The sequence below is a fragment of the Streptomyces sp. DH10 genome (assembly GCF_029813805.1).
Lineage (GTDB): Bacteria > Actinomycetota > Actinomycetes > Streptomycetales > Streptomycetaceae > Streptomyces > Streptomyces coeruleofuscus.
This window is the reverse complement of sequence record NZ_JARVKU010000005.1, coordinates 479,663-491,746: the sequence shown is the minus strand read 5'-3', so window position 1 is coordinate 491,746 and position 12,084 is coordinate 479,663. Positions and strand designations below refer to the sequence as shown.

Here is a 12,084-nt window from a genome sequence, read left to right as displayed (position 1 = left end):
GCGTCCGCCCCCGCGGTCCCGCTCATCGGGTGCGTCATCGTGCTCCTTCCGCCGCCCGTTCCATGAGGGCCGTCGAGGAGCGGCCGTCGAGGTAGGGCAGGAGGACCGCCTGGCCGCCCCACTCCTGGAGGAGGGAGGCTTCCGGGAGGTCGGCGGCCGCGTAGTCGCCGCCCTTGACCCAGACGTCGGGGCGCAGGTCGGCCAGGAGCCGCTCGGGGGTGTCCTCGTCGAAGACGGCGACCGCGTCGACGCAGGCCAGCGCGCGCAGGACCCGGACCCGGTCGGCGAGCGGGTTGACCGGGCGGCCGCCGCCCTTGCGGCGCCGTACCGACTCGTCCGAGTTGACGCACACCACGAGGCAGTCGCCGAGCCGCCGGGCGGCCTGGAGCAGGCCGACGTGTCCGGCGTGCAGCAGGTCGAAGCAGCCGCCGGCGGCGACGACCGTGCCGTGGGCGGCGCGGATCCGGGCGGCCAGCGCGTGCGGGTCGCCATCGTCGGGCGGCGGTGCCGGTTCGGCGTCCGCGCTCGGTACGGCGGCCGCGCCGCCTTGTGCGACGAATCCGCTCGCCGCGGCGACGGCGCCCTCGACGGCCTCGGCCACCAGGACGCCGTCGGCGAGCAGCCCGGCGGCCGTCGCGGCGAACCGGTCGCCGGCTCCGCAGCTGTCGCCGGGGTGTGCGGCGGGCGCGGGGACGAGCAGCGGGTGCTCACCGTAGGACAGCAGGGCGCCGCGGGAACCGAGGGTGACCGCGACGGCGGCGGCCCGCCAGTGCCGTACGAGGGCTGCGGCGCTGTGGGCGGCGGCGTGCAGGTCCCGGCGCGCGGTGCCGTCCTGCGGGGCGAGACCGTGGGCCTCCTTCTCGGCCGGTGTCACCAGCCGGGTGCCGGGCACGGGCGCACCGCCGCGCGGGTGCGGGTCCCAGACCAGCGGCGGGCGGGCGGCGAGGACGTCGCGGAGGGCGTCGGCGGTGCCGCGGCCGTAGTCGGAGACCAGGACGGCGGGTGCGGAGCGGACGGCTTCGCGGGCGGCGTCGGTGGCCTCGCGGGTGCGGCCCGCGCCGCGGTCCAGACGGACCACCGGGCGGTCCTGCGCGAGGACGCGGGTCTTCTCGGACAGGGGGCCGGTCAGGGGCAGCGGGACGAGGGTGAGCCAGGGTTCCAGGAGGCGGCGCAGTGCGCGGCTGGCCGGGTCGTCGCCCACTCCCGCCACCAGCGTGACGTCACGGCCGTCACGCGCCGCGAGGTAGGCGGCGAGTGCCGCGCCGCCGGGCCTGGTCCGCTCCCCGCAGTCGTCGACGACCGGCACGGGCGCGTCGGGCGCGAGCCGTTCGACGCGGCCGGTCACGTCCCGGTCCAGCAGCGCGTCACCGACGACGAGGAGCGGTGCCTTGCCGTTCATGTCACCTCCTGCCGTCGCCGTCGCCGTCGCGCCGCGTTCCGCGTTCCACCGCCGCGTCGAACGCCGCGCACACCATGTGCACCGCCACGAGGTGGAGTTCCTGCACGGTGGCCCCGGTCGGCGCCTCGACGCACAGGGACTCGTCGCTGCCCGCCATGAGCGGGTTGGGCGCGGGGCCGGTGAGGGCCCACACCCGCATGCCGGCCGCGCGGGCGGCGTCCGCGGCGGACAGCAGGTTGGCGCTGGCGCCGGACGTGGACAGCAGCATCAGGACGTCGCCGGGGCGGCCGTGGGCGCGCACCTGGCGGGCGAACACCTCGTCCACGCCGTAGTCGTTGGCGATGGCGGTGGTGCTGGAGGTGTCGGCGTGCAGGGCGATCGCGGAGAAGGCGGGCCGGTCGTCGCGGTAGCGGCCGACGAGTTCGGCGGTCAGGTGCTGGGCCTGGGCCGCGCTGCCGCCGTTGCCCGCGGCCAGCAGCCGGCCGCCGCCGGTGAGCACGGCCGCCAGGTGCTCGCCCCACCGCTCGGTGATGTGGGCCGAGGCGCGGAACGCGGTCAGGGCGTCCTGGAGTTCGTCGCAGTGCCCGGTGACGGGCGGGTGCACGGTCATCACGCCACCTCCTTCTGCTGTGCGTGTCCGGCGAGGACCTGGCGGTGGACCTGCTCGACGCCGTCGGCGACGCGCCGCCAGGTGTAGTGGGCGAGGACGCGTTCGCGGCCGGCGCCGCCGTAGCGGCGGCGCAGTGCGTCGTCGATGAGGAGTTCGCGTGCGGCGGCCGCGATCGACTCGGGGTCCTGCGGCGGGACGAGCCGGCCCGTGGTGCCCTCGGCGACGCTGTCGCGGTGGCCGCCGACGTCGGTGGCGACGACGGGCACGCCGCAGGCCATCGCCTCCAGCGGCACGATGCCGAACGGCTCGTAGACCGGGGTGCACAGCACCAGGTCCGCGCTGCCGATCAGGGCGGGCATGGCGGCCGGGTCGACCGCGCCGAGCAGCCGGACCCGGTCGGCCACGCCGGTGCTCCGCGCGAGTCGCCGCAGCCGCCGCGCTTCGGAGTCGTCGGCGAGCCGGTCGGCGGCGGGTCCGCCCGCGATGAGGAGTTCGGCGTCCGGGATCCCGGCGAGGGCCCGTACGGCCTGGTCGTAGCCCTTGCGCGGGACGAGGCGGCCGCAGGCGAGCAGCCGGTGCCGCTCGCGGCGCGCCGGGACGCCTTCGGACCGTACGCCGGGCCGGAAGTGCTCGGCGTCCACCCCGCAGGGCACCACGGACACCTGCCGGCGCGGCACGCCCAGCTCGGCCAGTTCGTGCACCTCGTCGGTGCAGGTGGCCAGGACGCGGGCGCAGCCGCGACCGATCTGCCGCTCGACGCCGACGCGTTCGGGCGGGCTGGTGTCGAGCCGGCCCTGGTGGCGGCGCTTGACGGTGCCGAGGGCGTGGAAGGTCTGCACGACGGGCACGCCGTGCGGGTGGGCGCCGATCCGGGAGGCCATGCCGGACATCCAGAAGTGGGCGTGCACCACGTCCGGCGGCTCGTCGGCCCAGGCGCGCGCCAGCCAGGCGCCGAAGCCGGGCATGTACGGGAACAGTTCGTCCTTGGGGACGGGCTCGGCCGGTCCGGCGGGCACGTGCTCGACGACGGCGCCGCCGGGCAGCGGCACCCGGTCGGGCAGGTCGGGCGCGTCGCGGCGGGTGTAGACCGTCACGTCGTGGCCGCGCCGGGCCAGTTCCTCGCTCAGGCGGGCCACGTACACGTTCTGGCCGCCTGCGTCGACGCCGCCGAGCGCGGCCAGGGGGCTCGCGTGCTCGGACACCATGGCGATCCTCATCGGGCCACCTCCTTCAGCAGCCGCTCCCAGTCGTCCAGGAAGCGGGACAGCCCGTAGCGGGCGAGCGCAGCCGCCCGTGCTCCCTCGCCGACCATGCGCGCGTGCAGCGGGTCGGCGACGAAGTCCCGTACGGCGCGGGCCAGTTCGTCGATCCGGTTGGAGACCACTCCGGCGCCGTCCGGTACGGCCTCGGTGACCTCGGTGGTGGCGAGCGCGACCACGGGCATGCCCAGGTGCATCGCCTCCAGCAGGGACAGGCCCAGGGAGGTCCAGCGGACGGGGTGGACGTAGACGCGTCGCCGTGCCATGGCGGAGTGGAGTTCGGCCTGGGTGAGTTCGTGGGAGCGGCAGCGCTCGGCGGGGATGCCGAGGTGGCCGGCGAGGCCCTCGGTGCCCATGCCGAAGACGTCCAGCGGGGCCGCTTCGGCGAAGTGCGGCAACAGGTCGGTGCCGGTGGTACGGCCGCGCCGCAGCGGCTCGTTGACGGCGACGGCGGCGCGTTCGAGCTCCCCGGTCCACAGCGGCCCGGGGTCGACGATGCCGTGCTCGATGACGGTGCCGGGCGTCGGACCCGCGTCCCACATCAGCCGGTTGAAGTGCGTGACGTGGACGAGGGTGACGCCGGGGATGTCCGCTGCCGGGTGGCGGGTGTCGGGCACGTCGCCGTGCGGGGCGTTGTGCTCCAGGTACACCAGCGGCGGGCGGCGGCCCAGCCACCGGTCGACGAGGGCGAGTTCGTGCGGGCGTTGCAGCACGACGACGTCGATCTCCTCGTCCCGCAGCCGCTCCGGCGGCACTTCGACGACCGAGTCGGGCCAGTCCCAGGTGCGGGCCCGGCCGAGCCCGTCGGGGCCCCGGTCGGGCGTGACGGGCACGACGTAGGTGTGCGGACCCTGCACGAACGCGGTGGTCCACGACCCGTGCACGTGCCAGAGCAGGATCCTCATGCCGCCTCCCCCATCAGCTTCTCGACGGCGTTCACGACGTCGTGCGCGGTGACCGTGTCCAGGCAGGGATGGCCCGGGACGGGGCATTCCCGTGCCCTGCTGCCGGCGCACGGGGCGTCCTGGTCGCCGAGCAGCACGTACGGGACGCCGTAGGGCCGCCAGCGCTCGGCCGGGACGACCGGGGCGAACAGGGACACGACCGGGGTGCCGACGGCGGCGGCGAGATGGGCGGGGCCGGTGTTGCCGGTGACGACGGCGCCGGCGCCCGCGAGGACGCCGGCCAGTTCCGCGGCCTCGGTGCGGCCGCCGAGGTCGAGGGCGTGCGAGCCGGCGACGTACGAGGTCAGGTCCCTCTCCCCCGCGCCACCGGTGACCACCACGCGGTGCCCGGCGGCCGCCAGATCGCGCGCCGCCTCGGCGCAGCGGTCGGGACTCCAGGCGCGGGCGGGGACGCTGGCGCCGGGGTGCAGGACGACGTACGGCTCCGGGCCGGTGAGCCCGGCGGTGTCGGGCGGCGGGAGCACCCGGGGCCGGCCGTCGTCGGCCGCCGGGAACCCGGCGGCCTCGGCGAGGTCGAGCGCGGCCTCGACCTCGTGGGCGTGCGACGCGCGGTGGTGGCGTACGTCGAGGAGGGAGCCGGGGTAGTCCTCGCTGTCGGCGGCGATGAAGTCCACGCCGGCCAGGCGCAGCAGCAGGGCGGTCGGCAGGGGCGACTGGTGGAAGGAGGTGAGGACGAGCGCGGTGTCGGCGTCGATGGTGTCGACGAGCAGCTCGACCTCGCCGCGGCCGACGGGCGGGGGCGTGAGGCCCACCCAGGGCGCGTCCCACACGAGGACGTCGTCGACACCCGGCAGCAGCCGGGCGGCGGGCGCGCCGCGCGGTCCGCACAGCAGGGTGACGGTGTCGGCGCGAGCGGCGACCGCGCGGATCGCGGGTCCGGCGAGCAGGACGTCGCCGAAGCTGTCGAGTCGGGTGACGAGTGCCTTCACGCGTCCCTCCCCTGCCCCGGACCGGCGGTGTAGGCCTCCTGGATCGGGCGTTCGTCGGCGAGGACGCGGCCCTTGGGCGGTCCGTCCAGTACGGCGCGGACGGCGGTCAGCAGGTCCGGGGCGACGTGGTCCGCGTCCGCGGTCTCCTCGGGCCGGGTCTGTCCGTTGGGGACGAGGATGCCGTGGGCACCGGCGCGTCGGGCGGCCTCCACGTCGGCGCCGATGTCGCCGATGACGACGAGGTCGGCGGGGTTGGTGCAGATCCGCCCGGCCGCCCACAGCACCATGCCGGGCTGGGGCTTGCGGCAGTGGCAGCCGTCGTCGGGTCCGTGCGGGCAGACGGCGAACACCTCGAAGGGGCCGAGGAGTTCGTCGACGCGGTGGTTGACGCGGCGGACGTCGGCCTCGGTGAGCAGTCCGCGCGCGACACCGGACTGGTTGGTGACGACGCCGGTGCGGATGCCGTGTTCGCGCAGCAGGGCGAGCGCCTCGCGGGCGCCCTCGACGGGGCGTACTCGGTCGGGGTCGGCGTTGTAGGGGACGTCGTGGACGAGGGTGCCGTCGCGGTCGAACAGCACGGCCTTGACCGGGCTCATCGCGCCACCTCCTGCCAGGAGGGGGCGTGGCGGTGGCGCAGGGCGCCCGTCAGCCGGTGCCAGGTCGCGGCGGGCGGGATGAGCACGCTGGTCGCCAGCATGGTCGTCACCTCGTCGCGGGTGCGCGGGCCGGGGGCGATGCGGGCCCGGGCGAACTCCGCGGTGCCGGCCGCCCAGCCGAGCGCGCAGGCCGCGGCGGCCCGGCCGTGTCCGGTGGCGGCGAGGGCGCACGCGGCGACGCCCGCGGTGGTGATCGCCGCGTGCTTGCGGATCCGGCCGCGCGGCGCGACGGCCTTGTCCCACCAGTCGGGTCCGTGCAGCTGCCGCATGAGGGCGTCGTCGGCGTTGCCGCGCTGCTGGCGCACGGACACCCAGCGGTCGGCGGGGCGCACGGGGTGGCGGGTGGTGCGGCGGCCCTGCCGGATGCGCCAGCCCGCGTCGAGGAGTCGCAGCGCGAGGTCGGCGTCCTCGCGGAAGGCGCGCCGGAAGCGTTCGTCGAAGCCGCCGGCCTGCTTGAGCGCGTCGGTGCGGTAGGCCATGTCGGCGGTGATCCAGTGGGCGCGGGCGAGTCCGGCGGTGCCGCGTTCCCAGTCGGTGGGGCGGCGTTCGCCGGGCAGCGGGACGGTGATGTCGCCCTGGACGCCCGCGATGTCGGGGGACGCCTCGGCGAGGTCCTGGGCCAGTTGGTCGCCCCAGTGCGGACCGACCTGGACGTCGTCGTCGAGGAACACCGTCCACGGCGCGGTCACGGCCCGCAGCCCGGTGTTGCGGGCGGCGGCGGGTCCGCGTCCGCCGCCGGTGAGCACGGTGGTGCGTTCCCGCAGGTCGCCGAGGACGCTCAACGGGTGGTCCAGCGTTCCGGGTTCGGGGTCGGGCCGGTCGTCGACGAGGACGATCCGCTCGGGGCGCGGCCCGGTCGCGGCGGCGAGCGCGGCGAGACAGTCGGCGAGGGTGTCCCGTACGAGGGTGGGGATGACGACGGCGTAGGAGGTCATGCCGCTGCCCTCCCCGCGTCGAACATCCGCCCCCGGCGGACCGCGTACGGGCCGATGGCCAGCAGGTCGACGGGCGCTGAGCCGAAGCACTCCAGGGCGTCGCGCGGGTCGTCGACCATGGGCCGGCCGGCGGTGTTGAGGCTGGTGTTGACGACGACGGGGAGTCCGGTGCGCCGTTCGAAGGCGCTCAGCATCCGCGCCACCAGCGGTTCTCGCCGTTCCTCGACGGTCTGGATGCGGGCGGTGCCGTCGACGTGCACGACGGCCGGGACGCGGTCGCGCCACTCCTGGGCGACGTCGTGCACGAACAGCATGTAGGGGCTGGGCAGCGGGCCGCCGGAGAACAGGTCGGCGGCGCGGTCGGCGAGGACCATCGGGGCGACGGGCCGGAACTCCTCGCGGCCCTTGACGTGGTTGAGGCGTTCCAGGTTCTCGGCGCGGCCGGGGTGGGCGAGCAGGGAGCGGTGCCCGAGGGCGCGCGGCCCGTACTCGCTGCGGCCCTGGAACCAGGCGACGACGCCGTCCCGGGCCAGTTCCTCGGCGACGGTCTCGGCGATGTCGTCGGGCTTCTCGTAGGGGATCGCCGCCGTGTCGAGCCAGGCGCGCAGTTCGTCGTCGCTCCAGCCGCGGCCGAGGTCGGCGCCGGGCATGGGGTCCGGCTGTCCGGTCTGCGTCGCAGCGAGGTGCAGGGCTCCGCCGAGCGCGGTCCCGGCGTCCCCGGCGGCGGGCTGCACCCACACGTCCCGGTACGGGCCCTTGGCCACGATCTTCGAGTTGGCGACGCAGTTGAGGGCGACGCCCCCGGCCATCGTGAGTGCCTCGCCCCCGGCCTCGCGGTGCAGCCAGTGCACGAGCTCCAGCAGGACCTCCTCCAGGACGGCCTGGGTGCTCGCGGCGAGGTCGGCGTGGTCCTGGTTCCAGGGTTCGCCCTTGGCGCGGGGCGGGGCGAAGGACGCCCAGTCGACGCCGTGGGCGCGGAAGCCGCCCTCGCCGGTGGGGTGGACGTACTGCCGCAGCTGCGGCAGGAAGCGCGGGGTGCCGTAGGAGGCGAGGGCCATCACCTTGTACTCGTCGCTGCTGCGCAGGAACCCGAGGTGTTCGGTGAGGTCCTCGTAGACCAGGCCGAGGGAGTCGGGCAGCGCCTGCGAGGCGAGGGTGTCGAGCTTGCCGTCGCGGTAGCGGCCGGCCAGGTGGGAGGCGGCCTCGCCGCGGCCGTCCAGGACGAGGACGGCGCTGTCGGGGTGCGGGGAGGCGGGGCCGGCGGAGGCGGCGTGCGCGACGTGGTGGGGGACGAAGACGACCCGCTCGGGGTCGAGGCGGGGCAGGGCCTCGGCGAGGAACTCGGGGGCGCGGCGCGCGTACTCCAGGCGCAGCGGGTCCCAGGGGTCGTTCAGGCCCATGTCGCGGGCGGGCCGGGCGAGCTTCGGGTCGAAGGAGTAGGTGACGGCGTCCAGGTCGCCGGGCCGTAGGCCCGCCTGCTCCAGGCACCAGCGGGCGGACAGCTCGGGCAATTCCCACGCGGAGAACGGCAGCGGGCGCTTGCCGTGCTTGCGCCGGCTGAAGCGCTCCTCCTCGGCGGCCGCCACCGTGTGGCCGTCGACGACGAGAGCTGCGGCCGGGTCGTGAAACAGGGCGTTGATACCAAGGATGCGCATGTGCTCCGTCCCGAGCTGTGTGGCGTACTCCGGCGTCTCGCCGGGTGCCGCACGGGCGGTTGTCTCAAACACTTGGAGACAGCTCACCGCTCAGTGGGCTGACTTTTCACCGTATGCAGTGCTAAAACACCGCACTGTGACCGCGCTCAGGCGGCCACGGAGCGCGAGAACCAGCCAATGGTCCGTTCGAGTCCCTCGCCCCAGCCGACGCGGGGCTGCCAGCCGAGCCGTTCCCGGGCGAGCCGGGTGTCGGGGCGGCGCCGGGCGGGGTCGTCGACGGGGCGGTCCACGAACCGGATCCGGGAGGCGGAGCCGGTGATCTCCACGATGCGGCGGGCCAGCTCCAGCATCGTGATCTCGTCGCCGCCGCCGATGTTCACGGGCCCGGTCTCGGCGGAGGCGGCCAGGGCGAGCACGCCGTCCACGGTGTCGTCGACGTAAGCCAGCGAGCGCGTCTGCCCGCCGTCGCCGGCGACGGTCAGGGGCATGCCGTCCAGGGCCTGCGCGATGAAGGTGGGGACGGCGCGGCCGTCGCCGGTGCGCATGCGGGGGCCGTAGGTGTTGAAGATGCGGACGATGGCGGTGTCGGTGCCGTGCACGCCCCGGTGGGCGGTGGCCAGGGCCTCGGCGAAGCGCTTGGACTCGTCGTAGACGCTGCGCGGGCCGACCGGGTTGACGTTGCCCCAGTAGCCCTCGTGCTGCGGGTGCTCCAGCGGGTCGCCGTAGACCTCGGAGGTGGAGGCGAGGACGAACCGGGCGCCGTCGGCGTGGGCCCGTTCCAGCGCGAGGCGGGTGCCGGTGCTGCCGACGTCGAGGGTCTCCAGCGGCAGCCGCAGGTAGTCGGCGGGCGAGGCGGGACACGCGAAGTGCAGGACGAGGTCGAACCGGCCGGGCAGCGCCTGCCAGGCCGCCGGGTCGGTGGCGTCACCGCGGACGAAGCGGAAGCCGGGCCGCTGCTCCAGGTCGACCACGTTGGCACGGGAGCCGGTGGCCAGGTTGTCCAGGCACACGACCTCCGTGCCGGAGTCGGCCAGCCGTGCGCACAGATGGGACCCCACGAATCCGGCGCCGCCGGTCACCAGCGCCCGGCGCCAGGCACGTCCGCTCACGGGACTCTCCTTCCACTGGCTTTCACTTGCGTGTCGGCGCGGGTAACCAGACGAGGAGTCAGAACACTATAAACCGGACGTATACACAGTGTGTATAGTCCCGGCATGCCTTCTCTGACCAAGAAGATGAAGAAAACGGGGATCGCGTTCCGCACCGCCGGAACGCTCGCGGCGACCGCCGCCCTGACACTGTCCCTGAGCGGCTGCTCAGGGCCCGACACCACGGCCCCCAGCGCCGTCCGCGCCCAGGCAGCGACGGACGTCCGGGCGGCCCGCTTCGGCACCGTCGACTGCCGCGAGGTGAAGTGCATCGCGCTCACCTTCGACGCGGGGCCGAGCGAGCACTCCGCACGCCTGCTGGACATCCTGAAGGAGAAGCAGGTCCCGGCGACCTTCTTCCTCCTGGGCAAGCGGCACATCGAGAAGTACCCGGAGCTGGTACGACGGATGGCGGACGAGGGCCACGAGGTGGCCAGCCACACCTGGGACCACAAGATCCTGACCCGGCTCAGACCCGAGGAGATACGCGAGGAACTGGAACGCCCCAACCAGGAGATAGAACGCCTCACCGGCCGGCGCCCGACCCTGATGCGCCCGCCGCAGGGCCGCACCGACGACACCGTCCACGAGATCTGCCGCGAGCTGGGCCTCGCCGAGGTGCTGTGGAGCGTGACGGCGAAGGACTACAAGACGACCGACTCGGACCTGATCACCCGCCGCGTCCTCGCCCAGGCCTCCCGGGACGGGATCATCCTGCTGCACGACATCTACGACGGCACGGTGCCGGCCGTGCCGGGGATCATCGACGCGCTCAAGGAACGGGGCTATGTGTTCGTGACGGTGCCGCAGCTGCTGGCACCCGGGAAGGCGGAGCCGGGGAAGGTGTACCGATAACCCTCCGTGAGTTCCCTACCATCGTGCCGTGGTGAACATCCTGCTCGAGCGCACGGTCCCGCTTCCCCTCGACGAGGCGTGGCGGCGGATCACGCTGTGGCCGCGGCACGGTGAGGTGGTGCCGCTGACGGCGGTCAGGGTGGATCCGCCCGGGCCCACCCGCGTGGGCACGGTGATCGTGGCCCGCTCGGGTGCCGGGGCGCTGGCCTTCGACGACCCGATGGCGGTCACGGTGTGGCAGCCGCCGGAGGACGGGGCGCCGGGGATGTGCCGCCTGGAGAAGCGGGGCCGGGTGGTGCTGGGCTGGGCGGAGCTGGAAGTGCGGCCGGGGCCCGGAGGACGTACCCGTGTGGTCTGGCGGGAGGAGATCCGGGTCCGGCTGCTGCCGTCGCTCTTCGACGGCGTACTGCGGCACTCGGCGCGTTATGTGTTCGGCCGCGCGCTCAACCGTTTGCTCAGACGTCCGTGACGCCCCGGTGGCCGGCCGGCCCGATGTCAGGCCACCGACCCGATCCGCCCCACCGCCTTCGGCTCCGGCTCGTGGTGGATCGGCGTGTGGGCCCCGGTCAGCGAGACCCCGCTGCCGCCGCGCCTGGCCGCGACGATCTCCGAGGCGATCGACAGGGCCGTCTCCTCGGGCGTCCGGGCCCCGAGGTCCAGGCCGATCGGGGAGTGCAGCCGGCTCAACTCCAGCTCGGTGACGCCGACGTCACGCAGGCGCGTGTTGCGGTCCAGGTGGGTGCGCCGGGAGCCCATGGCACCGACGTACGCCACCGGCAGGCGCAGCGCCAGCTTCAGCAGGGGCACGTCGAACTTGGCGTCGTGGGTCAGCACGCACAGGACGGTGCGCGCGTCGACGTCCGTGCGCTCCAGGTAGCGGTGGGGCCACTCCACGACGATCTCGTCGGCCTCGGGGATGCGCGCCCGGGTCGCGAAGACGGGGCGCGCGTCGCACACCGTGACGTGATAGCCGAGGAACTTGCCGACGCGGACCAGGGCGGAGGCGAAGTCGATCGCGCCGAAGACGATCATCCGGGGCGGGGGGACGGATGACTCGACCAGGACCGTGAGCGGCGCTCCGCAGCGTGAGCCCTGCTCTCCGATCTCCAGGGTGCCGGTGCGGCCGGCGTCCAGGAAAGCGCCCGCCTCGGCGGCGACCGTGCGGTCCAGTTCCGGATGGCCGCCGAAGCCGCCGCCGAAGGAGCCGTCGGGGCGGACCAGCAGGGCCCGGCCCGTCAGTTCGCGCGGTCCCGACACGATCCGCGCCACCGCCGCCGCCTCCCCGGACGCGGCGGCGGCGAGCGCGGACGCGGCCACCGGGCGGACCGGATCGCCGGCCCGGACCGGAGTGACCAGGATGTCGATGACGCCGCCGCAGGTCAGGCCCACGGCGAAGGCGTCGTCGTCGCTGTAACCGAAGCGCTCCAGGACGGTTTCGCCATCCCGCAGCGCCTGCTCGCACAGCTCGTACACCGCACCCTCCACGCAGCCGCCGGAGACCGAGCCGATCGCCGTGCCCTCGGCGTCCACCGCGAGCGCGGCGCCGGGCTGCCGGGGCGCGCTGCCGCCGACGGCCACCACGGTGGCCACGGCGAAGTCACGGCCCTGCTCGACCCACCGGTTCAGCTCCTCGGCGATGTCCAGCATCTGTCTCGGTCTCCTTAAGGCTGCGG

Annotated in this window: 12 protein-coding genes; 2 read left to right on the top strand and 10 right to left on the bottom strand. The window is 74.9% G+C overall.

The genetic code is table 11. The annotated features are described in order from the left end of the window. Positions 1-34: 34 nt before the first annotated feature. The 9 genes from rfaE2 to QC385_RS13935 all read right to left on the bottom strand — a co-directional run bounded on the left by rfaE2 (position 35) and on the right by QC385_RS13935 (position 9,517). A complete protein-coding gene (rfaE2, locus tag QC385_RS13975; protein ID WP_279541625.1) occupies positions 35-1,399 on the bottom strand; it encodes a D-glycero-beta-D-manno-heptose 1-phosphate adenylyltransferase in 1,365 nt (454 codons plus the stop codon). A gap of 1 nt (position 1,400) precedes the next feature. Then, complete coding sequence (locus QC385_RS13970; protein ID WP_279541624.1) at positions 1,401-2,009, bottom strand: D-sedoheptulose-7-phosphate isomerase; 609 nt, start codon at positions 2,007-2,009, stop codon at positions 1,401-1,403. Beyond that, a complete protein-coding gene (locus tag QC385_RS13965; protein WP_279541623.1) occupies positions 2,009-3,226 on the bottom strand; it encodes a glycosyltransferase in 1,218 nt (405 codons plus the stop codon). The genes QC385_RS13970 and QC385_RS13965 overlap by 1 nt, the downstream gene beginning before the upstream one ends. Continuing rightward, positions 3,223-4,173, bottom strand: coding sequence for a glycosyltransferase (locus QC385_RS13960; RefSeq protein WP_279541622.1), 951 nt, complete (start codon positions 4,171-4,173; stop codon positions 3,223-3,225). Before QC385_RS13960 ends, QC385_RS13965 begins: the two co-directional genes overlap by 4 nt. Then, on the bottom strand, positions 4,170-5,162 hold the full coding sequence (locus tag QC385_RS13955; RefSeq protein WP_279541621.1) for a glycosyltransferase family 9 protein: 993 nt from the start codon (positions 5,160-5,162) through the stop codon (positions 4,170-4,172). The genes QC385_RS13960 and QC385_RS13955 overlap by 4 nt, the downstream gene beginning before the upstream one ends. Then, entirely contained in the window at positions 5,159-5,758 is a 600-nt protein-coding gene (locus tag QC385_RS13950; RefSeq protein ID WP_279541620.1) for a D-glycero-alpha-D-manno-heptose-1,7-bisphosphate 7-phosphatase, read from the bottom strand. The genes QC385_RS13955 and QC385_RS13950 overlap by 4 nt, the downstream gene beginning before the upstream one ends. Next, positions 5,755-6,753, bottom strand: coding sequence for a glycosyltransferase (locus tag QC385_RS13945; protein WP_279541619.1), 999 nt, complete (start codon positions 6,751-6,753; stop codon positions 5,755-5,757). Before QC385_RS13945 ends, QC385_RS13950 begins: the two co-directional genes overlap by 4 nt. Next, positions 6,750-8,408 (bottom strand): carbamoyltransferase family protein, encoded by a 1,659-nt coding sequence (locus QC385_RS13940; RefSeq protein WP_279541655.1) that lies wholly within the window; start codon positions 8,406-8,408, stop codon positions 6,750-6,752. The genes QC385_RS13945 and QC385_RS13940 overlap by 4 nt, the downstream gene beginning before the upstream one ends. Positions 8,409-8,554: 146 nt before the next feature. After that, complete coding sequence (locus QC385_RS13935) at positions 8,555-9,517, bottom strand: NAD-dependent epimerase/dehydratase family protein (RefSeq protein WP_279541618.1); 963 nt, start codon at positions 9,515-9,517, stop codon at positions 8,555-8,557. A 126-nt stretch (positions 9,518-9,643) separates the two neighbouring features. Between QC385_RS13935 and QC385_RS13930 the strand changes: the two genes are divergently transcribed. Continuing rightward, positions 9,644-10,411, top strand: a complete 768-nt coding sequence (locus QC385_RS13930) for a polysaccharide deacetylase family protein (protein ID WP_279541654.1) — start codon at positions 9,644-9,646, stop codon at positions 10,409-10,411. Between the two features lie 28 nt (positions 10,412-10,439). Further along, a complete protein-coding gene (locus QC385_RS13925) occupies positions 10,440-10,880 on the top strand; it encodes an SRPBCC family protein (RefSeq protein ID WP_279541617.1) in 441 nt (146 codons plus the stop codon). 26 nt (positions 10,881-10,906) lie between these two features. Here the strand turns inward: QC385_RS13925 and QC385_RS13920 are convergent, their stop codons facing one another. Next, positions 10,907-12,058 carry an XdhC family protein gene (locus tag QC385_RS13920; protein WP_279541616.1) on the bottom strand — a complete coding sequence of 384 codons (1,152 nt, stop codon included), beginning with the start codon at positions 12,056-12,058 and terminating at the stop codon, positions 10,907-10,909. Positions 12,059-12,084: the final 26 nt, after the last annotated feature.